We start from the raw sequence: 23,721 nt of genomic DNA, 5'->3' as shown, positions 1-23,721 counted from the left end.
TTTTGAACGAATAACACCAACAAGTTTACAGGCTATACTTACCAAATGATGGGGCCGATGGGTAGTATCCAGTGGTGTAGCGAAAGCGGGCAAGACGCGGTCACACCCTTTGTGCTCATGCACTCATTTCTTGCGATGTTCGCGACGCCGTTGTGCCTGATAGTCATGCAGGAACGCTGCATCCAGAACTTGTGCTGCCATGATGCGCGGCTTGGCCTGGCTGTGGTGCCACCATGCCCAAACGACCGCGCAGCCAAAGGATAGACCCACCCAGACCACAGTCGGGCGCAGCCCCAAGGCGAACGAGAGCGGCAAAAACGTTTGCTCGGCCACAAAGGACATCGCGATCATGACGAGCGCAAACCCACCGCCGAGGATCAGCCGCACCTCCGCTTTCAGGTTGCGTTTGGCCAGCGCTGCGATCTGTCGGCGTTCGTCACCAGAATATGCCGACAGTGGCTTGCGCATCAGATATTCCGATTGTCATCCAGAAATTCACGCAAAGCAGCAAGGCGGGGCAACAGGTCCATCAAGGCGTCGCGCCCAACCCCTTCGGCCAAGCGGTGAAGCGGGCCGGTCATAGCCGCGATGGCATCTTCTCGCGCCTTTTGTCCGGCTTCCGTCAAAACCACCACTTTGCTGCGGCCGTCTGCAGGATTTGGGGCCATCTTGATCAGACGGCGCTTTTCCAGCGCTCCAAGTGTGTGGGTCATCGTTGTCTTTGGCACCTGAAAGGCATTGGCGATGGACAAAGGTGTGCGTCCATCGCCCAGTCGCGCCAGATGGTTCAAGACACTGAAATGGGAAACAAGCAGCCCATCAGGCAACCGAGACTGAAAGACGGTGCTGCTCAGCTGGTTGATGATCCCGATCTCGTTAAAGACCGCAAAGAGTGCGAGGTCGTTGTCGTCCATTTTCCCCTCAGATCAGTTTCGCCTCCAACGGCCAGCGCGGACTGCGGTCAATTCTGATACCATAACCCAGACGGCACAGCATTTGCACGGTTTCCCCGTCATGCGCGAGCATTTCATGCACCAACTGATAGTGGTCAGACATTTCCGGGTATTCCTGCAACGCCTGACTAAGGGGCTGCATCGCAACGCCAAGGGATGTGGCGGCGAGGTTCAGCCGCACCCAGTCGCGGCCCGCGTTGATTTGGTCTGCGCGCGTGTTTCCGGGCGTCGTCAACCAAAGATGCCCCATGGCCGTATCGGTGTTCTCGACGACGGCAGCAATGCCTTGCTTGTAGATTGTGGAAGAGGTGTCCAATGCCGCGTCGCGCGTCATCAACCCTGCGGCACCCAGCGTTTCAAACATCGGGCCGCTAAAGTCGATGCCGTCAGGGTTTGCTTCAATCTCGGCTTTGCCGATCCGAAAGAGGTCCACGCTTTCCTTATAGGTGTGCGGCGTTTCAATCTCGATCATCAGCGCCTCGGTCGTTAATTGCCGCAAGCTCGCGATACTCTCTGGTGTGACACTGCCGTCCACGCGGGTGCGGTTTTCGGCGGCCATGGCGATTTGCGTGACTGCATCTGCAGAGACTGTGCGGTCCACGTCAAATGGTTCCTTGTTGGAACGACGGTCCATAACATGCCGAAACAGCGGATCAGGGCGAACACGCGCATCCGCGCGGAACCGTGCGATGGCGACCGGACGGCCATCCAATGCCGCAGCATCCGCGCCCTCAGGAAACACATCCGGATCAACCGCAAGACCATCCTCGGCAGCGGCCATGACCATGATTTCAAGAAAACAGCCAAGTCCAATGATGATCTGCCGGTTGAAAGGATCGGTATGTGGCAGAAGCCGGTCCGTGTCTGCCAGCAGGACAACGGTGTCCGGCTGCGACAGGTCAACCATCCAGGGCTGCCGATTGTGCGGGTTGGGCGCGAGAATTGCATAGGACAGGGCGCGCATGCGTGGGTCTGCATAGCCGACACCGGCCTGATCCCAGGGCGCCAAGGCCGCAGCAGGGGACCGCGTGGCAACGGTCGCGACGCTGGCCGTCGCGGCAAGAATGACACCACCACTAGTCAGAGAAAGAAATTTACGACGATTCATCAGGGCTCTCCATTTAGTACGATATCGAACTAAGTAGTACGATATCGTACTAAATGCAACAGCTCAGCAGAAATCGCTGGTTTCACGGTCGCGTGCTTGTCACTTTGGGGGGAAATCACTTTCCGTCTGGCCTCAGCGATGCAATTCAACCTCAAACAACTCGAAGCCTTTGTCTGGGTCGCTGATCTGCAAAGCTTTCGCGGCGCAGCAGAGCGGCTGAACACGACACAGCCGAATATCTCGGCCCGGATCGCCAAACTGGAAGAGGCGTTGGGCGCGGAACTGATGACCCGCGATGCGGGTGCCGTGCGGTTGACGGCCAAGGGGCAGGAACTGCTCGCCCACGCGCGCCGCGTGCTTGATGCAACTGACGGGCTTGCGGCGGCGGCGGATCAGAAGGCGCTGACGACAGGCACGCTCAGGCTCGGTGTGACCGAGATGATCGTGCACACATGGCTGCGGGCCTACCTGCGCGCGCTCAACCACAAATTCCCGCGTCTGACCGTTGAGGTAACAGTTGATTTCTCGGTCCATCTGGAAAAGGCGCTGGCCGACAGGACGCTGGACCTTGCCCTGCAGAACGAGCCCTTTGCGCGGGCCTTTAGCGGCGTGGTGGAGATCGGGGCCTATCCGCTGGTCTGGGTCGCGGCCCCCGGCCTGACGGCAGAGCGCGCACTGTCGGACAGGTTGCTATCCCACCACGCGATCCTGACCCACGCCCGCGACACGCGCCTTTATGACGAAATCGCCGCCCATCTGGCGACGCGCCACCAGATCACGCCGCGCCTTGTGCCATCCACCAACCTCGCGCTTTGTCAGACCATGGCGCTCGACGGGCTGGGGATCACCGCGCTACCCGAGGCGATGGTGGCCGAGGATGTGGCCGAGGGGCGGTTGGTGACACTCGCCTATCCTTGGACGCCCGAGCCACTACATTTCTTTGCCCGCTATGACGCCGACCGCACGCCGCGTGTTGTGGCCGACGCGGCAGCGCTCGCGGCTGAGGTGGCTCAGGCAAAAGATCACAAAATTCAATCGAATATATAAAATCAAATAATTGGAAGTGATGTATTGATCCGTCTAGCCTGACCGCAATCAGGGAGAGGCAGCATGGCCCATCACATCCGTCTTGGCGTTGATATCGGCGGCACCTTCACCGACGTGGTGCTGGAGGTCGGGGGCGATCAATTCTCGACCAAAGTGCTGACGACCTATGCCGCACCCGAGGACGCGATCATCGACGGGATGCATCAGGTCTGTGACAAGGCAGGGATCAAACCTGCGCAGATCGACCAGATCATCCACGGCACGACGCTTGCCACCAATGCGCTGATCGAACGGCGCGGGGCCAAGACCGCGCTGATCACGACCGAAGGTTTTCGCGATGTGATTGAGATGCGCACCGAGAGCCGCTTTGAGCAATACGACCTGAACCTTGTCCTGCCTGAACCGCTCCTGCCGCGCCAGCATCGCTTCACCGTGAAAGAGCGTGTCGGGGCCGGCGGTGAGGTGCTGATCCCGCTTGAGCGTTCCGAGGTCGCGGCCCTTGCCGACCACATCCGCTCCTACGGGTTCGAGAGCATCGCCATCGGCCTCATGCATGCCTACCTCAACCCCGCACATGAGCAGATGATCCGCGAGGTGCTGGCCGAGGCGCTGCCCGATGTCATGGTCTCGATCTCTTCCGAGGTCTCGCCGCAGATGCGCGAATACGAAAGGTTCAACACCACCGTCGCCAACGCCTATATCAAGCCGTTGATGAAATCCTATCTGGGTCGTCTGAAGGGGCGGCTGGCGGATGAGGGCGCGGATTGCCCGATTTACCTGATGCACTCTGGCGGCGGCATCATCAGTCTGGAGAGTGCCGCCGAATTCCCCGTGCGTCTGGTGGAATCCGGCCCCGCAGGGGGTGCCGTTTTCGCCGCCAACATCGCGGCACGCTATGGGTTGGACAAGGTGCTGTCCTTCGACATGGGCGGCACCACCGCGAAAATCTGCTTGATCAAGGACCAGACCCCCAAAACCGCACGTGTCTTCGAGGTCGCGCGGACCTATCGGTTCAAGAAGGGCTCAGGCATGCCCATCTCGATCCCCGTCATCGACATGGTCGAGATCGGGGCAGGGGGCGGCAGTATCGCCCATGTGGATGGGATGCTGCAGATCAGGGTCGGGCCGGAAAGTGCAGGGTCAGAACCAGGGCCAGCCTGCTACGGGCGGGGCGGAGAACGCCCTGCGGTGACCGATGCGGATCTGACCTTGGGTAAGCTAGATCCTGACAGCTTCGCGGGCGGGTCGATCAAACTGCACGTGGACCGCTCAGAATCTGCGCTGGATGCGCTTGGCGCACCGCTGCAGATGGATGCCCTGACAGCCGCTTTCGGCGTGGCCGAAGTCGTGGATGAAAACATGGCCAACGCCGCCCGCGTTCATGCGGTCGAGAATGGCGAGGACCTCGCCGATTACACCATGATCGCTTTCGGCGGTGCGGCCCCCCTCCACGCTGGTCGCCTTTGCGAGAAACTGGGCGTCAAACGCCTGCTGGTGCCAACGGGCGCGGGCGTCGGCTCTGCCATTGGGTTCCTGCGTGCGCCGTTCAGTTTCGAGGCGACACGCAGCGTCTACATGAAGCTCTCAGATTTTGATGCGGATGCCGTGAAAGACCTGCTTGCCACCTTGCAGGATGAGGCCACAGGCTTTGTGCGCACCTGCGACGCCACGGCGCCGATCCATGCGGAGTTCAAGGTCTATATGCGCTATACGGGGCAGGGTTGGGAAATCCCCGTGATGCTGACGGCCGAACAGGCCGCCAACCCCGATGCAGAGACCTTCCAGCAGCTTTTCGAGGCCGATTACACCACGCTATTCGGGCGCACAGTTGCGGGCATGGATATCGAAATCACCGTCTGGGCCGTGAACGCCACGACCGAAGCCGCCGCAGCGACCCCATTGAGCAAGACACCCGCAGGGAGCGAAGCCCCGCGCAAGTCCACGCGCCCGCTTTTCGATCCGGGCTCAGAAACCCTGACCGATGCCGCCGTCGTCCCGCGGAACAGTCTGGCCGCAGGCGATACCGTCGCTGGCCCCGCCCTGATCACCGAGGATAAGACCACAATCGTCGTCCCCGCCAGCCGCCACGCCATCGCCCGCCCCGACGGCACCATTGATATCACGGAGGTCACCCCATGAGCAGCGTTGCCTATCAGGTCATGTGGAACCGCCTGATCTCGGTGGTCGAGGAACAGGCACAGGCGCTGGTCCGAACCGCGTTTTCCACCTCCGTGCGCGAGGCGGGTGATCTATCGGCTGGTGTCTATAACGCGGCAGGTCAGATGCTGGCGCAAGCCGTCACAGGAACCCCCGGTCATGTGAACGCCATGGCTGATGCTGTCCCGCATTTCATCCGCCGTATCGGGCGGGAGAATATCCGCGAGGGTGACGTCTACATCACAAACGACCCGTGGGAGGGCACCGGGCATCTGCATGACATCACCGTCGTCAGCCCTTCGTTTCACAAGGGCCGTCACGTCGGCTTTTTTGCCTGCACCGCCCATGTGGTCGATATCGGCGGGCGTGGGTTCGGGGCCGATGCGGCGAGCGTCTATGAAGAGGGTCTCTATATCCCCATCATGAAGTTCGCTGATCAGGGCCGCGTTGACGAAACGCTGGTGCGGATCGTGCGTGGCAATGTGCGCGAACCCGATCAGGTGGTGGGCGATATTTACGCGCTGGCCACCTGCAACGAGATCGGCCACCGCCGCCTGACCGAGATGATGGCGGAATTTGCGCTCGGTGATCTGGAAGGGATCGGTAAGTTCATCCTCGAAAACTCGCGCCGTGCCACGCTGGAGAAAATCGCAGCCCTGCCACGTCAGACGGCCAATGGTGCGATGCGGATCGACGGGTTTGCGACGCCGATTGACCTCAAGGTCCGCCTTGCGATTGCCGAGGATCACCTGCTTTGTGATTTTGCGGGCACATCGGGCATCGACAAAAAGGGTATCAACGTGCCGCTGGTCTATACCAAGGCCTATGCCTGCTATGCGCTCAAATGCGCGATTGCGCCGGAAATCCCGAACAACGCGGCCTCGCTTGAGCCGTTCCGTATCACCGCGCCTGAAGGCAGTATCGTCAACGCGACCCATCCGGCGCCTGTCGCCTTGCGCCATGTGATCGGACATATGATCCCCGACACGGTCTATGACGCGCTCGACAAAATCCTGCCCGCGACGGTGCCTGCCGAGGGCGCGGGCTGTCTGTGCAACTTTCAGGTCTCGCTCAGGCCCACCACCCACGGGGCAGGGCGGCGGGCCGAGGTGCTGGCCTTTAACTCTGGCGGCGCGGGCGCGCGGCCTACGGTGGATGGGCTGAACGCCACGGCCTTTCCGTCAGGCGTGATGACGATGCCGGTCGAGGCGACCGAGCATACAGGGCCGGTGATCATCTGGCGCAAAGAGCTGCGGCCTGACAGTGGTGGGGCCGGTGCAATGCGCGGCGGCCTTGGGCAATATATGGAAGTAGGCGCGACTGAAGGGCACGAGTTCGACTTTTCCGCCATGTTTGACCGCGTGAACCACCCCGCGCGCGGGCGGCAGGGCGGACGCGACGGCGGGGCAACCACGATTGTGCAGGATGACGGAACGCCGATGCAAGGCAAGGGTAAGCAATATGTGCCCGAAGGCCGGCGCGTGATGCTGGGGCTGCCGGGTGGTGCGGGCTACGGCAATCCTGCTGACCGCGACCCCGATCTTATCAAACGCGACCTTGCACGCGGCTACATTTCCGCCAAAGCTGCGGCAGAGGACTATGGCCTCAGCGCGGATGACATCGCTGCCGTGGGAGCCGCCGTCGCGAGGGGGGAAACCGGTTGATGCAGGCACCAAGCCACGACAGCTATGATGTGGTGATTGTGGGCGGGGCCATCTATGGCTCTGCCGTTGCGTGGTTTCTGGTCAGCAACCCTGACTTTCAGGGCCGCATTCTGGTGGTCGAACGCGACCCGACCTACGCGTTCGCGTCGACCAGCCACACAAATTCCTGCATCCGCCAGCAGTTCAGCGAGCCGATCAACGTGCAGATTTCGCAGTTCGGAGCGGAATATGTGAAAAACTTTCGCAGCTTCATGGGTAATGACCCTGAGGTGCCCGCTTTGCGGCTACATTCCTTCGGCTACCTCTATCTGGCGGATAACGAAGGGTTCGCTGCGGTCCTGCGTGAAAACCAGCGGATTCAGGCATCCCTTGGTGCGGGCACCAAGCACATGACGGCGGATGAGATCGCCGCCGCTTATCCCTTCTACAATCTCGACGGCATCATTGCAGGCAACCATAATCTGACCGACGAGGGCTATTTCGATGGTAACAGCCTCTTTGACTGGTGGAAGCGGAAGGCGAAGCAAAAGGGCGTCGAATTTCTGACCAACGAAGTTATCGCCATGAACCGCAATGCGGCCGAAACAGAAGTGGAAAGCGTCATCCTCGCCTCGGGTGAGGTTGTGTCCTGCGGCACGGTCGTCAACTGCGCGGGCCCGCGCGCGGCCCTGACCGCACGCATGGCGGGGATCGAGATACCGGTGGAGCCGCGCAAGCGCTTTACCTTTGTCTTCGAGGCAGCCCAGCCGCTCGACCGCGATTTGCCGCTGACGATTGATCCATCTGGCGTGCATATGCGGACGGACGGGAAATACTACATGGCCGGATGCCCGCCTGACGATGACGGGCCTGTGGATTACACCGACTTCGTCGAGGATCATGCGATCTGGGAAGACAAGGTCTGGCCGATCCTCGCGACGCGTGTGCCACAGTTTGAAGCCATCAAGCTGCGCCAAAGCTGGGTCGGACACTATGCCTACAATACGCTTGATCAGAACACGATTTTGGGGCGGCATCCGCAGACGCAGAACTTCGTCTTCTGCAATGGGTTCTCGGGGCATGGTCTGCAGCAATCCCCAGCAATCGGGCGCGGGCTGGCTGAATTGATTACCCACGGCGAATATCGCACCCTTGACCTTTCCCCCTTCGGCTATGAGCGTGTGCTGGAAAACCGCCCCTTTGTTGAAAAGGCCGTCATATGAACATGCCCCCCAATCCCTTTCTTGAGAACCTGCGCGCAGGCCGCCAGCAAAGCGGCTTCTGGGTCAGCCTTGCCAATAACCTTTCGGCTGAGGTGGTCGCCTCTTCCGGTTTCGACTGGCTGCTTGTCGATATGGAACATGCACCGACTGATGTGATGACGGTCGTGGGTCAGTTGCAGGCCATCGCGCCACATGGGTCTTCGGCCATCGTGCGCCCGCCGTGGAATGATGCGGTGATGGTCAAGAGGTTGCTGGATTCAGGGGCTCAGAACCTGCTGTTCCCAATGGTGCAATCAGTGGAAGAGGCAAAAGCCGCCGTCGCCGCGACCCGCTATCCGCCAGAGGGCATCCGAGGCGTCGCTGGTTCGATCCGCGCCACACAGTTCGGGCGCATCAAGGATTACCACCGGCAGGCCAATGCCAATATCGGTGTGATCATTCAGGCTGAAACACAGCACGCCGTCTCCATCGCGCACGAAATGGCAGCGGTTGATGGTGTGGATGGTGTGTTCTTCGGCCCTGCTGATATCGGGGCCGACATGGGCCTGTTGGGTGCCGCTGACACAACAGCCGTTTGGGACCTGATCCGCGAAACGGCCGCCAAACTGCGTGCGGATGGCATCCGCACAGGCACGCTTTCGACTAACCCCGATCATGCGGCAAGCCTGCTGGAAGAGGGGTTCGACTTTGTGGCCTGCGGGCTCGATTCAGATGTGCTGGCCAAGGGAGCCGATGCGCTCGCGGCCAAAATGCGCAAAGCGATGGGAAAGGACTGAGCAATGAAGAAACTGGTGCTGACAGGGGCTGCGGGCCGTCTGGGGTCTTACCTGCGCGAGCCGCTGACCAAGATGTGTGACGAACTGGTCTCGACCGATATCGTCGATGACATCGGCGCGCTTTACGAGGGCGAGAGCTATGTGAAAGCTGATCTGGCAAGCCTTGATGCGATGATGGAAGTGATCGCCGGTGCGGACATGGTTGTTCATTTCGGGGCCATCGGGGACGAGGCCCCTTGGGACAATATCCTGCAATCCAACATCATCGGTGCCTACAACGTCTGGGAGGCCGCCTATCGCCACGGCGTGAAACGCGTGGTCTATGCCAGCTCGGTCCATGCGGTGGGGATGCACAAGAAGACCGACACCATCGGTCTGGATGCGCCGCATCGCCCAGACACCTATTATGGCCTCGCCAAGTGCTTTGCCGAGGATCTGGCGAGCCTTTACTGGGACAAGCGCGGGGTTGAAGCGGTTTGTATGCGGATATTCTCATGTGCGCAGGCAACGAATTCCCGCAGCATCGGGACGTGGCTGTCCTATGATGACCTGATCCATCTGGTGGAACGCTCGATCGACAGCCCCGTGGTGGGGTTCACGATTGTCTATGGCATCTCGAACAATGACCGCGCGGTCGTCGACAACACCAAGGCGGGGCATCTGGGCTACCGGCCCAAGGACAACGCCGAGGTTTACGCGAAAGAGGTTTTTGCCAAGACCCCGCCGCTCGATAACAAAGACCTTGCGAACCTGTGTATTGGTGGGCCGTTTGCGACGGTTGAGTTAGGGAATTCCGGGACGGCCAGTATGGGCATCGTCGATGACAGGAAGAAAACCTGAGGCGGCCTAGCGTTTCGCCCCGGCTGGCACCTGCCTGATTTTGCGCTTCCCCGTCTGCGCCACAAGCATCCCTGCAAGGATCAAGCCAACACCTGCAATCCGCGCCCAGACATTTCCCGGCGCGCCCATCACCACATCCAGCACCACGCCTGACACCATCTGCCCCGCGATAATCATCAGCGCCGTCTGCGCCGCCCCGATCCGCTGGATCAGCCAACTGCCCATCGCGATGAAGATCACACCCACGGTCCCGCCCAGATAGGCCCACCATGGCGAGGCGAGTGGATCGCCTGCGAATAGCCCACCGATCAGAAGAGCCACGGCCGTGATGAAGACCAATCCGACAAGGTGGTTCCAGAAAGAGGACTCCATCGCCGAGGTCGAGAGGGCCAACCGTCCGTTGATCTGGCGCGAGAGCGAAACCAGCACGCCTGCCAGCACCGCAAGCGCTGCGTAGAAAATCATGGCGCACCCCCGAAGAAGATCAGGATCAGACTTCCGCCGATCACAAGGGCGACGGCGACAAAATCGCGACTCACGGGCATCCGCTGCGGCAGGCCGAACATACCGCGCATGTCCGCAATCAGGCTGAAGATCATCTGCCCCGCGAGCCCCAAGGCAATGGTTCCTGAAAGGGCGAGGGCAGAATTCAAAGTGGCGGAGGTCAGCATCACCGTAATCGCGCCTGAAACACCGCCCAGATAGACCCAGAGCGGCGGGCGCGCGGCCTCGGCCCGTTTGGGACGCATGACGGCCAGAAAGAGCAAAGCAGCGACTGTGCCTGTCAGATGCGGCACCCAAGACGCAAAGAACAATGAGCCATAGGTGGCCAGCGTACCATTGAACAGAACCATCAGCGACAAGAGCCCGCCTGTCAGGAAGGCAGCCACGAAATGAATGCTATTGGCAGGGCGGTCTTGCATGTGGCGCACTGTCATGGTTTTGCGGGGCAGCGCAATGGCAAACCACTGCAGACAGGGGCGTTGACACCTGGCGAATCCTGTCTATAAGCCGCGCATTCATTGGTGTTGGTGGACCGCGCAAGCGGAACCCTGTCGCTCTGGCAAAATCCGGAGAAAGGACAACGCCCTTCGTAACATACAGAAGGAGATCAGCCGTGACCAAACGCACCGCTGCCAAGTACAAAATTGACCGCCGGATGGGCGAAAACATCTGGGGTCGTCCAAAGTCACCAGTCAACCGTCGTGAATATGGCCCCGGCCAGCACGGTCAGCGCCGCAAGGGCAAGCTGTCCGACTTCGGCACGCAGCTCCGCGCAAAGCAGAAGCTGAAGGGCTACTACGGCGACCTGACAGAAAAGCAGTTCCGCCGCATCTACGCCGAAGCCGAGCGCGTCAAGGGCGACACCGGTGAAAACCTCATCGGTCTGCTGGAGCGCCGTCTGGACGCCGTTGTTTACCGCGCCAAGTTCGTGCCGACCGTTTTCGCCGCACGCCAGTTCGTCAACCACGGCCACGTCACCGTAAACGGCAAGAAAGTGAACATCCCTTCCTATCGCGTGAAGGAAGGCGATGTGATCGAAGTGCGTCAGAAGTCCAAGCAGATGGAAATGGTTCTGGTCGCTGCGCAACTGCCAGAGCGTGACGTGCCTGATTACATGGACGTTGATCACTCCAAGATGACAGCCACATTCACACGGACCCCTGGTCTGGGCGATGTGCCATATCCTGTCACAATGGAACCAAACCTCGTGGTCGAATTCTACGCGAAGAACTAATCGGTTCTTCACCGTTATTTGCAAGGGCCGTCCAATGGGGCGGCCTTTGTCGTTGCACGTGCTGCGCAATTGGCTTTCGCGCTGCGAAAAGCTAGGTGTCGGCTTAAGTCAAAGGAAAGGACCGCTATGTCACAGCATGCAAACTATGGCCGTATCGACGGACATATTGTCATCATCGGACTCGGCTCGATCGGGAAGGGAACCTTGCCGCTGATCCAGCGCCATTTTGATTATGACGCCGATAAGCTGAGCGTGATTGAACCCAATCCTGCCGCCGCTGAGTTTCTGGCTGAACAGGGTATCACCCACCACCAGATCGCCCTGACACCAGAGAACTATCGCGACGTGCTGACGGGTATGTTCCCCGAAGGCAAAGGCTTCTGCGTGAACCTCTCCGTCGATACTTCTTCGCTTGATATCCTCAAGCTCTGCCGCGAATTGGGTGTGCTCTACATCGACACGGTGGTCGAGCCGTGGGCCGGTTTCTATTTCGAGACAACCGAGAACGCCGATCGCACCAACTATGCCCTGCGCCAGAAAGTGCGCGACGAAAAAGCCGCCAACCCCGGCGGCACGACGGCGGTTTCGTGCTGCGGGGCGAATCCCGGCATGGTCAGCTGGTTCGTGAAAGAGGCGATGATGACGCTTGTTGCGGACCTTGGCCGCGATGACGCGATGCCAACAGACCGGACAGGTTGGGCCAAGCTGATGCAATCCTTGGGCATCAAGGGCGTCCATATCGCCGAACGCGACACGCAGGCCCGCGCCAAACCAAAACCGCGCGGGACCTTTGTGAACACATGGTCGGTTGAAGGCTTCATCTCGGAAGGGTTCCAGCCCGCCGAGCTTGGCTGGGGCACGCACGAGAAATGGATGCCTGAAACCGCACACTCCTATGACACGGGCTGTCAGGCAGGCATCTGGTTCGAGCGCCCCGGTGCGATCACCCGCGTGCACACATGGTGCCCGACACCGGGACCGCAGTTCGGCTTCCTTGTGACCCATAACGAGGCGATCAGCATCTCGGATTATTACACCGTCGGTGATGCGGCGAACCCTGAGTTCCGTCCCACCTGCCATTACGCCTATCACCCCTCTGACGACGCGGTGCTGTCGCTGCACGAGATGTTCGGCTCGGGCCAGCAGCAGACCGTCCATGAAATCCTCGAACCCGACGAGATTGTCACCGGCATTGACGAGCTGGGCGTGCTGCTTTTCGGACACGAAAAGAACGCGCTCTGGTTCGGATCGCGCTTGTCGAATGAAGAGGCAAAGGGCCTCGCGCCATATCAGAATGCGACCGGCCTTCAGGTGACCTCGGCTGTGCTGGCCGGCATGGTCTGGGCATTGGAAAACCCGGAGGCAGGGATCGTCGAGACTGACGAGATGGACCACGTCCGGTGTCTGGAAGTGCAGCGTCCTTACCTTGGCCCCGTTGAGGCGCATTACACCGACTGGACGCCATTGCAGGATCGGTGGGAGCTGTTCCCCGAGGACATCGACGAAAGCGACCCCTGGCAGTTCCGCAACGTGTTGGCGACCTGATCGTCATTGCAAAACCGCCTGCGGCAGAATCCTTTGCCGCAGGTCCGCGATTTGGGTTGCCCAATGTCCGCTCACCCGCATAGAACGGGCCGACAGCGAATTGGACGACCGGAAATGGCCAAAGGTATCACCCCACAAAAAGGGATCATGGAGATCGCGCTCTACCAAGGCGGCGCCTCCAAGCTGGACGGGATCAGCAATGTGCTGAAGCTGTCCTCCAACGAAAACCCGCTTGGCCCCAGCGACGCCGCGAAAGAAGCGGTTGTGCGTGCCAGCCATGATCTGCATCGTTATCCGTCCACTGATCACGCCGCCTTGCGCGAGGCGATTGCCGAGGTCTGGGACGTTGATCCGGCCCGCGTTTTCTGCGGTGTCGGTTCGGGCGAGGTGTTGAAGCTTTTGTCCGAAGCCTACGCCGGAAAGGGCGACCAGGTGCTATTCACCGAGCACGGGTTCTCGATGTATCCAATCTATGCCCATGCCTGCGGAGCGACGCCTGTCGTGGTGCCTGAGAAGGAACGCGTGGTCGATGTGGACGCGATCCTTGCGGCCTGCACCAAGAAGACCAAGCTCATCCTGATCGCCAACCCCGCCAACCCGACTGGCACGATGATTGGCAGCGGCGAGTTGCAGCGACTGGCCGAAGGCATCCCGCCGCAGGCGCTGCTGGTGCTGGACGGGGCCTATGCCGAGTTTGTCGATGGTTATGATGCAGGCAAGGCGCTGGTCGAAGCCCGCGATAACGTTGTGATGACCCGCACGTTTTCCAAGATCTACGGATTGGGCGGGATGCGTGTCGGCTGGGGTTACGGCCCACAGGCGATCATTGACGTGTTGAACCGCATTCGCGGCCCATTCAACCTTTCCACTGCGGCTCTCGCGGCGGCTGAGGCCGCGGTGCGTGATACCTCTCACACTGAAAAATGCCGGACCGAGAACGCCAAATGGCGCGAATGGCTGGCGAATGCTTTGGCCGCCCATGGCGTGCCGTCCGACACATCGACCGCGAATTTCATTCTCGCGCGTTTCGGGTCGGAAGACGAGGCGAACGCCTGCGACGATCACCTGAAATCCGAAGGCATCATCGTCCGCCGCGTAGCCGGATATGGGTTGCCAAACTGCTTGCGGATCACCGTAGGCGATGAAGCCGCCTGTCGCCGCGTGGCCCATGCTGTCGGCAAGTTCAAAGGGGTCAAATAATGGCACAGATCTATGATCGCGTCGCGCTGATCGGCTTGGGACACATTGCCTCCTCCATGAGCCATGCCATGCGACGCGCTGGGATGGTGGGCGAGATTGTGGGCTATGCGCGATCCGCCGAAACCCGCGAGATCGCGAGCGCAATAGGGCTCTGTGATCGTGTGGTTGACAGTGCCAGTGACGCGGTGGCCGATGCAGATCTGGTTGTTCTGTGCGTGCCAGTTGGTGCGATGGAGGCGGTCGCACGCGAAATCGGCCCCGCTCTGAAAGCCGGTGCTACAGTCAGTGACGTCGGCTCCGTCAAATGCGCTGTGATTGACGCAGTTGGTCCGCACCTTCCCGAAGGCGTGCATTTTGTCCCCGCGCACCCGCTGGCGGGGACCGAACACTCCGGCCCGCGTTCCGGTTTTGCCGAGCTTTTCGACAACCGTTACACCATCATCACACCGGTCAAGGACAGCGATCCTGTCGCGGTCGCGCAGCTTGATGCGCTTTGGCAAGGCATGGGCGCCTTGACCGAAATCATGGATGCCGAACGGCATGACCGCGTACTTGCAGTGACAAGTCATACTCCGCATCTGATTGCCTATACGATGGTTGGCGTTGCCGACGATCTGGGACGTGTCAGTGAAAGCGAAGTCATCAAATACTCGGCCACGGGTTTCCGTGACTTTACGCGCATCGCGGCCTCCGACCCGACGATGTGGCGCGATGTGTTTCTTAACAACAAGGAAGCGACGCTGGAAATCCTCGGTCGCTTCACCGAAGAGTTGTTTGCCTTGCAACGTGCCATCCGCCGCGGTGACGGCGATCATCTGCATGATTATTTCACCCGCACCCGCGCGATCCGCCGTGGCATTATCGAGGCCGGGCAGGACACCGATGCGCCGAATTTCGGGCGTGCACCGGGCCGCAAGGACTGATGCGCTGGGCGGCTTTCAGCGTCGCCGCGCTGCTGGCCTTGCCGTTGGCTGCACAGGATGTCAGACCCATCCCGCGTCAGATCGAGGCGGCAGAGCCGCGTTACACGGTGCGTCCCGAAATTAGGCCTTTTCAACGTCCGGACCTGAGTGTTGCCGCGCAACGGGACCCGCAACTGCGCGCTGAGCAAGACCTTTTTGCATTCAGTCCGTCTGCAACCGCGACATCAATGCGGCCGGAACGCAGGCCACGTGTCATCGAAGAGGCTGCCGCCGCGCGACGCCTAGCGAGGGTGCGAGGGCAGGTCTGTGGGGACCCCGCAATCCAAGGGCAGCGCATGGGGCGCATCAACGGCGCGGGGGCTTGCGGGATCGAAGACGCGGTGAAGGTGCGCGCTGTTGCAGGCGTCACGCTCAGCCCGCGCGCGACAATCGACTGCCCGACCGCTCAGGCGCTCAAGACCTGGGTGGAAAACGGTGTGCTGCCAGCCGTCGGGGCTGAAGGTGGCGGCGTCTCATCGCTGCGTGTGGTTTCCGATTACGCTTGCCGCACCCGAAACAATCAGTCAGGGGCACGATTGTCGGAACACGCTTTTGGACGGGCGATCGATATCGCGGGGATTCGCCTGCGCGACGGGTCCGAGATCACGCTTCTCACTGACTGGAATTCGAGCCAGCATGCAGCACGCTTGCGGCAGATGTGGCGGGCGGCCTGCGGTCCTTTCGGCACTGTTCTGGGGCCTGATGCAAACCGCTTCCACCGGGACCATTTCCACTTTGATACAGCGCGCTATCGCAGTGGGCGGTACTGCCGCTGAAAGGGCTTACCTTTGGCAATCGATGGTCTAAGCTGGCGCGAACCAACAGGAGCCGTTCATGGAATCCCTTGCCCAAGATCTCGCGACGATGGTGCGCACACCTCTGCATGACGAGCATGTCGCAGAGATGCGCAAAATCGGGCGGGTTACGCACTTCGACAAAGGTCAGGACGTTGTCAAAGCTGGCGATCAGATCGACAGCTTCCACTACGTCATCGACGGTGCTGTTGCCGCAATCGACCCGCGGACAGGCGGTCAATACGGCACCGGTCACCTGGGCCCGACGCAGTTTTACGGAGAGATCAGCTTTCTGACAGGTGGCACGGCGATGCTGGGCGCACGTTGTCTGGAACCATCCGAAATCCTGACCCTTGATCGTGGCGACATGCTCGATCTGATGTCCCGCATTCCCGAGATGTCGGATATCATTATTACGGTGTTTGCTGCCCGCCGGCGTCGTCTGCTTGAAAGCGGTGACGCCAGCCTGACGCTTATCGGGGCAGAAGAGGACCGGACCATCCGCCAGATCGCAGCGTTCGCAGCCCGCAACCGGATCCCGTTCCGTAGCTTGACCCTTGGCGAACATGAGGCAGAGGCGGTGGCGCATTCGTGCAATATCGGTGCGGCCAAGCCCGCAGTCATTTTCGGCAAGACATTGGTGGTTGACGATCCGACTCCGTCAAAAATTGCGCGAATTTTGGGCCTCGACCTCGCGGTGCATGCCGATACGGTCTTTGATGTTCTGATCGTTGGCGGTGGCCCTGCTGGTGTGGCGGCCGGTGTCTATGCCGGGGCAGAAGGGCTGCGCGCGCTAGTGGTCGAGGATTTGACGATTGGCGGGCAAGCCGGCACCTCGTCACGCATTGAAAACTATATGGGGTTTCCGACCGGTATCTCAGGAGCCGATCTTGTCTGGCGCGGTGAGGTGCAGGCCCTGAAGTTCGGCACACAGTTTGCCGTCCCGCGCCGTGTGCGCGCGTTGGAGCGGCGGTCTGATGGGGTCTTTTGTGCCACGCTTGATGACGGTGTCGAGGTCTGCGCCCGCGCTGTGATTGTCGCAACCGGTGTGCAGTACCGGCGGTTGGACATCCCGCGTCTGGAGGATTTTGAAGGGGTCGGCATCTACTATGCCGCAACAGACGTCGAAGCCCGCTATTGCAGAAACACTGACGCAGTCGTCGTCGGCGGCGGCAACTCTGCGGGACAGGCGGCGATGTATCTCTCCCGCACAGCAGGCCATGTGCATGTCCTCGTCAGAGGCGAAAGCCTCGCGGCGTCCATGTCAGACTATCTTGTGTCACGGCTGGAGGCAGATCCCGCGATCACGATCCACTATCAGACCCAGATCGCAGAATTGCATGGAGACAAGCATCTGGAGCAGGTCACCGTGAGCAACAGCGGTGACGGGACACGCCAGACCATTGATGCGCGCGCGGCCTTTATCATGGTGGGAGCCGCACCCAATACCGCGTGGCTGTCGGGGCTTGTGTCACTTGATGACAAGGGGTTTGTCCTGACCGGACCAGCGGTCGAGAAGGATTCGCCTTATGAGACCTCGCATCCCGGGATCTTCGCGGTCGGGGATGTGCGGGCAGGGTCGGTCAAGCGCGTCGCCTCTGCCGTGGGTGAGGGATCGGTTGCGATATCGAAGGTCTGGGATTTCGTCCGCTCAGGTGACTAACCACGCGGTGCCGCAAGATGCAGAAGCCGGAGCCTCCGGCGGGAGTATTTTTGGCAAGATGATAGACGCCTCAGTCTTTACCCCGTCGAGGCGGCATCCTATAAGCCGCCACATGATGTGGCAGATGATCATTCGCATTATTTGCCCGGCGGTCTGACTTCCAGACGACCGGCCGGGAAAAGGTGTCAGCTTTGGCGCACCGACCAATCATGCTTTTTTGAGAATTCCGCAATAAAGGACGCCACCCATGTGCGCCGACACCCCTGAATACAAACACACCCTGAACCTGCCTCGCACCGATTTTCCGATGCGCGCGGGCCTTCCCAAGCGCGAGCCGGAATGGCTTGCCCGCTGGGAAAAGATCGGGGTCTATGACCGCCTGCGCGAAAAGACCGGCCGCCAACCCTTCACGTTGCATGACGGTCCGCCCTATGCAAACGGCCACCTGCACATCGGCCATGCGCTCAACAAGATCCTCAAGGATATGGTGGTGCGCTCCCAGCAGATGATGGGCAAGGATGCCCGCTATATCCCGGGATGGGATTGCCACGGTCTGCCCATCGAATGGAAGATCGAAGAGAAATACCGCGAGCTGGGCCAGAACAAGGACGAGATCAACGTCGTCGACTTCCGTCAGGAATGCCGCAAGTTTGCCGAAGGTTGGGTTGATATCCAGCGCGATGAGTTCAAGCGTCTTGGCATCACTGGCAACTGGGAAGACCCTTATCTGACGATGAATTTCCACGCCGAACGCGTGATCGCCGAGGAATTCCAGAAATTTCTCATGACCGGGACGCTCTATCAGGGGTCCAAGCCGGTCATGTGGTCACCTGTCGAAAAGACCGCACTTGCAGAAGCCGAGGTGGAATACCACGACAAGGAAAGCTTCACGATCTGGGTGAAATTCAAAGTCACCAAATTCGCTTTGCCCGATCTCGATGTAGCGGGTGAAGAGGTGGCGCTGGATGATCGCACGAGCACCGCCTCGATCGAAGCCGAACTCGCGCAGGACTTTGAAGGGGCCTCGGTCGTGATCTGGACCACGACGCCTTGGACAATCCCATCGAACAAGGCTGTCGTCTGGGGCGCGGATTATTCTTACGGCCTTTATGAAGTGACGGACACGCCAGAAGAGTGCTGGGCGGCAAAAGGTGAGCGGTTCATCGTCGCTGACAAGCTGGCCGCTCAGGTCTTTACCAAGGCGCGTCTGCAGGAAGGCCAATGGCGGCGCGTGCGTGATGTGACCAACGCACAGCTTGAAGCGATGACCTTGCAGCATCCATTGGCCGGCGCCGAAGGTGCTCAAGGCGAGTGGGACGATCCACGCGACTTCCGTGCCGCTGATTTCGTGACTGACGAAGAAGGCACAGGTTTCGTGCATTGTGCGCCCTCTCACGGAATGGAGGAATTCGAGCTTTACCGTGATCTGGGGATGCTGCAGCAGGTCATCACCTACAACGTCATGGACGATGGGACCTTCCGCGAGGACCTGCCGTTCTTTGGCGGCAAGCGCATCCTGCGTGAGAAGGCCAAGAAGGGTAACTGGGAAGGTGATGCAAACGCTGCCATCATGTCCAAACTGGCCGAGGTGGGCGGTTTGCTGGCCCGTGGCAAGATCAAGCATTCCTACCCGCATTCCTGGCGCTCAAAAGCGCCGGTGATCTACCGCAACACACCGCAATGGTTTGCCGCCATCGACAAGCCCGTCGGTGACGGGCAGGACACCTACGGCACGACCATCCGCGAGCGCGCGCTGCGCTCCATCGACGAATTGGTGAGATGGACGCCCCAGAAAGGGCGGAACCGGCTTTATTCCATGATCGAGGCGCGGCCTGATTGGGTGCTTTCACGACAGCGCGCCTGGGGCGTGCCGCTGACCTGCTTTACCAAGAAAGGGGCCAAGCCGACCGACCCCGACTACTTGCTGCGCGATCCTGCTGTCAACGCCCGCATTCTCGAAGCATTCGAGAACGAAGGCGCGGATGCGTGGTACAAGGAAGGCGCGAAAGAGCGGTTCCTTGGCAATGAAGTCAACCACGACGACTATGAACAGGTCTTCGACATTCTGGATGTTTGGTTTGATAGCGGTTCAACCCACGCCTTTGTCTTGCGTGACCGCGAGGACGGGTCCGAGGACGGCATGGCTGATCTCTACCTTGAGGGCACAGACCAGCACCGTGGCTGGTTCCATTCATCCATGTTGCAGGCCTGCGGCACGAAAGGGCACGCACCTTATCGCGGTGTGCTGACACATGGGTTCACGCTGGACCAGAACGGCATGAAGATGTCGAAATCCATCGGCAACACGGTCGCACCGGAACAGGTTGTCCAGCAATATGGCGCTGATATCCTGCGGCTATGGGTGGCGCAGTCCGATTACACTGTCGACCTGCGCATCGGTGATGAGATCCTTAAAGGTGTGGCCGACAGCTATCGCCGCCTGCGCAATACAATGCGTTACATGCTGGGATCGTTGGCTGATTTCACCGAAAGCGACCGTGTTGCGCCTGCCGAAATGCCAGAGCTTGAGCGCTGGGTCCTGCACCGGTTGGCCGAGCTTGATCAAACCGTTCGTGAGGGTTACGCCAAATACGACTTCCAGGGTGTATTTCAGGCAGTCTTTACCTTTGCCACTGTTGATCTTTCGGCGTTCTATTTCGACATTCGCAAGGATGCACTTTACTGCGACGGCGACACACTGCGCCGCCGTTCTGCAAGGACAGTGCTCGATATCCTGTTCCACCGTTTGACCAAATGGCTGGCGCCGATGCTGACCTTCACCATGGAAGAGGTCTGGCTGGAGCGGTTCGGTGGGGAGGACAGCAGCGTCCATCTTGAAGACTTTGTCGAGACGCCAGCGGATTGGCGCGATGAGGCACTTGCCGCCAAATGGGCTATCGTACGCAAGGTGCGTCGTGTCGTGACAGGCGCGTTGGAGGTCCAGCGGACTGCGAAAGTGATCGGTGCGTCCCTTGAGGCGGCTCCGACTGTCTATGTCGATGCTGAAACCGCCAAAGTGCTTGAAACGGTCGCCTTCGACGATCTTTGCATCACATCCGGCATCCATGTGTCGACCGACGCCGCACCGGCTGATGCGTTCAAAATCGAAGATGTAGCCGGTATTGCCGTGGTTTTCGCCAAGGCCGAGGGCGAGAAATGCCAGCGTTGCTGGAAGATCTTGCCTGACGTCGGCAGCCATGCCCACGCCGGGGTCTGTGGCCGCTGCGACGAAGCGCTGAGCTAAGCATTCGGGGGCTGGCCGTATGTTGATCTGCCAGTCCTCACCCGTCGGTCCATTGGGTGCCGACGCATCTGACGGGGCCATTAGCGCGCTCGTTTGGGGCAGGGCAGGCACCCTGACTGAGGGACAGTTATTCAATCAGCTAAGTGACGAGATTGCCCGCTATTTTGGCGGGGAACTCACAGAGTTTTCCGTACCACTGGCCCCGCGCGGCAGCGCATTCCAGTTGCGTTTTTACGAAGCACTCTGCGCCATTCCTTATGGAGAGACACGGACCTACGGCGATCTTGCAAAAACACTTGGCGTAACGGCCCAAGCTATCGGTCAGGCCTGCGGTGCCAATCCGATCCCTGTCTTGATCCCGTGCCACCGTGTCCTGGCGGCAAATGGTCTGGGTGGCTACTCGGGACGAGGCGGCATTGAAGCCAAGGTTGCATTGCTGCGGCTAGAAGGTGCGGCAGGCCTGCTGATTTAGGCGTTGCGTTGAGGGATCGCCTGCTGTGCAATGCCCGCAAGCAGCAGATAAACTGACGTGACGATCAATCCCCAATGCGCCCAGCTGTCAGGATAGAAATCGACCCAAGCGGCCCAGCCGGCAAAGAACGTCCAGGCCAATGCCATAGGAAGCGTCACGACGCGCCAGCGCTCTGTGCGCACCGGATGGACGAACTTCAAAGGCAGGAACATCGTGATCGCGAGGGCCGCAACCAGAACCAGCGAGACCCAGAAATTCGGTTGCAAGGCGAAGATCACCAAAACCAGCATATTCCAGCACCCGGGGAAGCCGGAAAAGGAGTTGTCCTTGGTCTTCATCCGCGTGTCAGCGAAATACATCGCTGAGGTGAATGTGATGATGATGATAGCAATCCACCCCGTCCAGCCCGGCAAAAGCCCCGACTTAAACAGGGCATAGGCTGGCACAAAGACATACGTCAGGTAGTCGATGATGAGGTCAAGCAAGACACCGTCAAATTCAGGAGCATTCTTTTTGACGTGATAGCGCCGCGCAAGCGGACCGTCGATGCCATCAACAAAGAAGGCGACGACCAGCCAGAGGAACATCAGGCTCCATTGTTCTTCCACAGCGGCCAGCATGGCGAGCATTGCGAAAACAGCACCGGTTGCGGTGAGCAGGTGAACAAGCAGGGCTTTGGTCTCGATCTTCATTCGCGCAGTCATGCTGGAAAATGCCACTCAGGGCAAACAGTTAATCAGGCTTTCGGATGTGCCTTGTCGTAAACCGCCATGAGATGTGCTGCATCGACCGCGGTATAGGCTTGCGTCGTCGAGAGCGAGGCATGACCGAGCAATTCCTGAATGCTCCGCAGATCTCCCCCGGCGGCCAGAAGGTGTGTGGCAAAAGAATGACGCATCGCATGCGGTGTGGCCGTCGCTGGCAGGCCCAGTTGCAAACGCGCTTGTTCCATCACTTTTTGAATGGCGCGCGCTGAGAGGGGTTTGCTGCGCAGGCTGCGGAAAATCGGCGCATCATCTGATACCGGATAAGGGCAAAGTTGCAGGTATTCGGCCACGGCATCACGCGCGGCAGGAATAACCGGGACAAGCCGTTCCTTATCACCTTTGCCCTTGATGCGCAGCACCTCCGGCAACGGGACATCCTTGCCGGTCAGCCCCAAGGCTTCCGAGATACGCAGCCCGCACCCATAAAGCAGTGTGACGACCGCAATATCACGCGCCGCGACCCAAGGCTCTGACGCCTGCAGGCCGACGCGTTCGATCATGGCGGCTGCTGCGCCTTCTTCGAGAGGGCGGGGCAGTTTGCGTTGAAACTTTGGTGCGCGGACAGACAGCACGGCCGTCGGTTCGAACCCTTCGCGGTCTGCCAGCCAGCGATAGAAGGATTTGACAGCGGAAAGGCTGCGCGCCAGAGACCGCGCCCCAATGCCGCGCCCGCGTTCGTGTGCCATCCAAGACCGCATATCGCGGACCGAAATATCAGCAATTGCCGCAAGCCCCTGCGCGCCGCCATGGTGTTGCCCCATGAAGCAAAGGAACCCCAGCACATCCGTATGGTAGGCTTTCAGTGTGTTCTCCGCTGCACCGGCCAGCCCGCGTTGGTGATCAAGCCAGCGGTCCAAAGCATCGGTCAGGGCGGGAGAGATCATCGGATCAGGCCATCCAGCGGCGCACTACCCGTTCAAATACACCCGCAAAAAAGGCCAAGAGGTCGGTCCCTTGCTGCGGAGTAAAGAGGGTCTCATCCTCGCTTCCCATCACGAGCATCGCCGGCATCTTGCCGGGGCCGAGATCAATCTTCAGGCAGGCCTCTGACTTGATGTAGCCACCCCGTTCGCCATAGAGCGCGCTTCCGGCTTTGTGGAATGGACGCAATGTGACCTGACGGGCCGGCATATTGCGCCCGAGTGTGATGTAGCCGTCAACGAAACCCTCAGGCATGACCGAAACATGTGTGTCGCTCACCCCTGCCTTGTCGGGGTCGTCGCTTTCAACGACCAGTCGCAGGGCATCGACGCGCAGGATATCGGCAACATCGCCGTGCAGATCATCCAAGAACTGCGGAAAGGTGCTGGCGTCCATCATCCGCAGGATCGCGCGGTGGACCTGATTGGTGCCAGCGAGATTTTCATAGGCTGCGGCGATTACGGTCCGGTGGGTATCCTCAAGGCGGTCCAAACGTGCCTCAAGCCGGTCCATCGCAATGGCGCGCAGATCGACGACATTGCCGCCTTGGGCTTCGTCATTCGCGCCGACGAGCGCACGCATTACGTCTGCGTCTTCCAACAATACATCGGGATTTGCGATGATCTTTTCGCGAAGATCATCGGCCATAGCTGTCTCGGTCATGGGCC

General features: G+C 60.0%; 22 protein-coding genes. 14 read left to right on the top strand and 8 right to left on the bottom strand.

Annotated elements, in window-relative coordinates; genetic code table 11:
* Nucleotides 1–123: 123 nt before the first annotated feature.
* From BM316_RS09750 to BM316_RS09740, 3 genes are read right to left on the bottom strand one after another with little or no spacing between them, the layout of a single operon-like run.
* Entirely contained in the window at nucleotides 124–468 is a 345-nt protein-coding gene (locus tag BM316_RS09750) for a hypothetical protein (RefSeq protein ID WP_090207046.1), read from the bottom strand.
* Nucleotides 468–914 carry a MarR family winged helix-turn-helix transcriptional regulator gene (locus BM316_RS09745; protein WP_090207043.1) on the bottom strand — a complete coding sequence of 149 codons (447 nt, stop codon included), beginning with the start codon at nucleotides 912–914 and terminating at the stop codon, nucleotides 468–470. Before BM316_RS09745 ends, BM316_RS09750 begins: the two co-directional genes overlap by 1 nt.
* Nucleotides 915–921: 7 nt before the next feature.
* Nucleotides 922–2,061 (bottom strand): Acg family FMN-binding oxidoreductase, encoded by a 1,140-nt coding sequence (locus BM316_RS09740; protein ID WP_090207038.1) that lies wholly within the window; start codon nucleotides 2,059–2,061, stop codon nucleotides 922–924.
* 96 nt (nucleotides 2,062–2,157) lie between these two features.
* On the opposite strand from BM316_RS09740, the gene BM316_RS09735 reads away from it, so the two are divergent.
* The 6 genes from BM316_RS09735 (at nucleotide 2,158) to BM316_RS09710 (ending at nucleotide 9,747) form a co-directional block, all read left to right on the top strand.
* A complete protein-coding gene (locus BM316_RS09735; RefSeq protein ID WP_242649810.1) occupies nucleotides 2,158–3,108 on the top strand; it encodes a LysR family transcriptional regulator in 951 nt (316 codons plus the stop codon).
* Between the two features lie 63 nt (nucleotides 3,109–3,171).
* The gene (locus BM316_RS09730) at nucleotides 3,172–5,247 is read left to right on the top strand and encodes a hydantoinase/oxoprolinase family protein (RefSeq protein WP_090207033.1); all 2,076 of its coding nucleotides are present in this window, start codon (nucleotides 3,172–3,174) and stop codon (nucleotides 5,245–5,247) included.
* Nucleotides 5,244–6,929: a hydantoinase B/oxoprolinase family protein gene (locus BM316_RS09725; RefSeq protein ID WP_090207030.1), complete on the top strand. Its 1,686-nt coding sequence runs from the start codon at nucleotides 5,244–5,246 to the stop codon at nucleotides 6,927–6,929. The genes BM316_RS09730 and BM316_RS09725 overlap by 4 nt, the downstream gene beginning before the upstream one ends.
* A complete protein-coding gene (locus BM316_RS09720) occupies nucleotides 6,929–8,131 on the top strand; it encodes an NAD(P)/FAD-dependent oxidoreductase (RefSeq protein WP_090207027.1) in 1,203 nt (400 codons plus the stop codon). The genes BM316_RS09725 and BM316_RS09720 overlap by 1 nt, the downstream gene beginning before the upstream one ends.
* Nucleotides 8,128–8,907, top strand: coding sequence for an HpcH/HpaI aldolase family protein (locus BM316_RS09715; protein WP_090207025.1), 780 nt, complete (start codon nucleotides 8,128–8,130; stop codon nucleotides 8,905–8,907). Before BM316_RS09720 ends, BM316_RS09715 begins: the two co-directional genes overlap by 4 nt.
* Nucleotides 8,908–8,910: 3 nt before the next feature.
* Entirely contained in the window at nucleotides 8,911–9,747 is an 837-nt protein-coding gene (locus tag BM316_RS09710; protein ID WP_090207021.1) for an NAD-dependent epimerase/dehydratase family protein, read from the top strand.
* 6 nt (nucleotides 9,748–9,753) lie between these two features.
* On the opposite strand, the gene BM316_RS09705 is transcribed toward BM316_RS09710, so the two are convergent.
* On the bottom strand, nucleotides 9,754–10,212 hold the full coding sequence (locus BM316_RS09705) for a DMT family transporter (protein ID WP_090207019.1): 459 nt from the start codon (nucleotides 10,210–10,212) through the stop codon (nucleotides 9,754–9,756).
* Entirely contained in the window at nucleotides 10,209–10,670 is a 462-nt protein-coding gene (locus tag BM316_RS09700) for a DMT family transporter (protein ID WP_165606566.1), read from the bottom strand. Before BM316_RS09700 ends, BM316_RS09705 begins: the two co-directional genes overlap by 4 nt.
* 194 nt (nucleotides 10,671–10,864) lie before the next feature.
* Here BM316_RS09700 and rpsD point away from each other — a divergent pair, with 194 nt between their 5' ends.
* From rpsD to BM316_RS09660, 8 genes are all read left to right on the top strand, one after another.
* A complete protein-coding gene (gene rpsD, locus BM316_RS09695) occupies nucleotides 10,865–11,485 on the top strand; it encodes a 30S ribosomal protein S4 (RefSeq protein ID WP_090207014.1) in 621 nt (206 codons plus the stop codon).
* 126 nt (nucleotides 11,486–11,611) lie between these two features.
* Nucleotides 11,612–13,030, top strand: a complete 1,419-nt coding sequence (locus tag BM316_RS09690; RefSeq protein ID WP_090207012.1) for a homospermidine synthase — start codon at nucleotides 11,612–11,614, stop codon at nucleotides 13,028–13,030.
* Nucleotides 13,031–13,144: 114 nt separating this feature from the next.
* Complete coding sequence (gene hisC / locus BM316_RS09685; protein WP_090207010.1) at nucleotides 13,145–14,230, top strand: histidinol-phosphate transaminase; 1,086 nt, start codon at nucleotides 13,145–13,147, stop codon at nucleotides 14,228–14,230.
* On the top strand, nucleotides 14,230–15,153 hold the full coding sequence (locus BM316_RS09680; RefSeq protein WP_090207007.1) for a prephenate/arogenate dehydrogenase family protein: 924 nt from the start codon (nucleotides 14,230–14,232) through the stop codon (nucleotides 15,151–15,153). Before hisC ends, BM316_RS09680 begins: the two co-directional genes overlap by 1 nt.
* Nucleotides 15,153–15,968: an extensin-like domain-containing protein gene (locus BM316_RS09675; RefSeq protein WP_165606565.1), complete on the top strand. Its 816-nt coding sequence runs from the start codon at nucleotides 15,153–15,155 to the stop codon at nucleotides 15,966–15,968. Before BM316_RS09680 ends, BM316_RS09675 begins: the two co-directional genes overlap by 1 nt.
* Nucleotides 15,969–16,026: 58 nt before the next feature.
* Nucleotides 16,027–17,649, top strand: a complete 1,623-nt coding sequence (locus BM316_RS09670; RefSeq protein WP_090207001.1) for an FAD-dependent oxidoreductase — start codon at nucleotides 16,027–16,029, stop codon at nucleotides 17,647–17,649.
* Between the two features lie 247 nt (nucleotides 17,650–17,896).
* Complete coding sequence (gene ileS / locus BM316_RS09665) at nucleotides 17,897–20,893, top strand: isoleucine--tRNA ligase (RefSeq protein ID WP_090206999.1); 2,997 nt, start codon at nucleotides 17,897–17,899, stop codon at nucleotides 20,891–20,893.
* A gap of 19 nt (nucleotides 20,894–20,912) precedes the next feature.
* On the top strand, nucleotides 20,913–21,365 hold the full coding sequence (locus BM316_RS09660; protein ID WP_090206996.1) for a methylated-DNA--[protein]-cysteine S-methyltransferase: 453 nt from the start codon (nucleotides 20,913–20,915) through the stop codon (nucleotides 21,363–21,365).
* Here BM316_RS09660 and BM316_RS09655 read toward each other — a convergent pair.
* The 3 genes from BM316_RS09655 to BM316_RS09645 are packed head-to-tail and all read right to left on the bottom strand — an operon-like array spanning nucleotide 21,362 to nucleotide 23,716.
* A complete protein-coding gene (locus tag BM316_RS09655) occupies nucleotides 21,362–22,057 on the bottom strand; it encodes a CDP-alcohol phosphatidyltransferase family protein (RefSeq protein WP_090206993.1) in 696 nt (231 codons plus the stop codon). The two genes, BM316_RS09660 and BM316_RS09655, sit on opposite strands and share 4 nt — an antisense overlap.
* Nucleotides 22,058–22,101: 44 nt before the next feature.
* The gene (locus tag BM316_RS09650) at nucleotides 22,102–23,016 is read right to left on the bottom strand and encodes a tyrosine recombinase XerC (protein ID WP_090206991.1); all 915 of its coding nucleotides are present in this window, start codon (nucleotides 23,014–23,016) and stop codon (nucleotides 22,102–22,104) included.
* 4 nt (nucleotides 23,017–23,020) lie between these two features.
* Nucleotides 23,021–23,716 carry a DUF484 family protein gene (locus BM316_RS09645; protein ID WP_090206988.1) on the bottom strand — a complete coding sequence of 232 codons (696 nt, stop codon included), beginning with the start codon at nucleotides 23,714–23,716 and terminating at the stop codon, nucleotides 23,021–23,023.
* Nucleotides 23,717–23,721 lie beyond the last annotated feature (5 nt).

Origin of the sequence: Yoonia litorea, from assembly GCF_900114675.1 — a bacterium.
Classification (GTDB): Bacteria; Pseudomonadota; Alphaproteobacteria; order Rhodobacterales; family Rhodobacteraceae; genus Yoonia; species Yoonia litorea.
The sequence above is the reverse complement of the archived record's forward strand: the minus strand, read 5'-3'. Positions and strand labels throughout refer to the sequence as shown.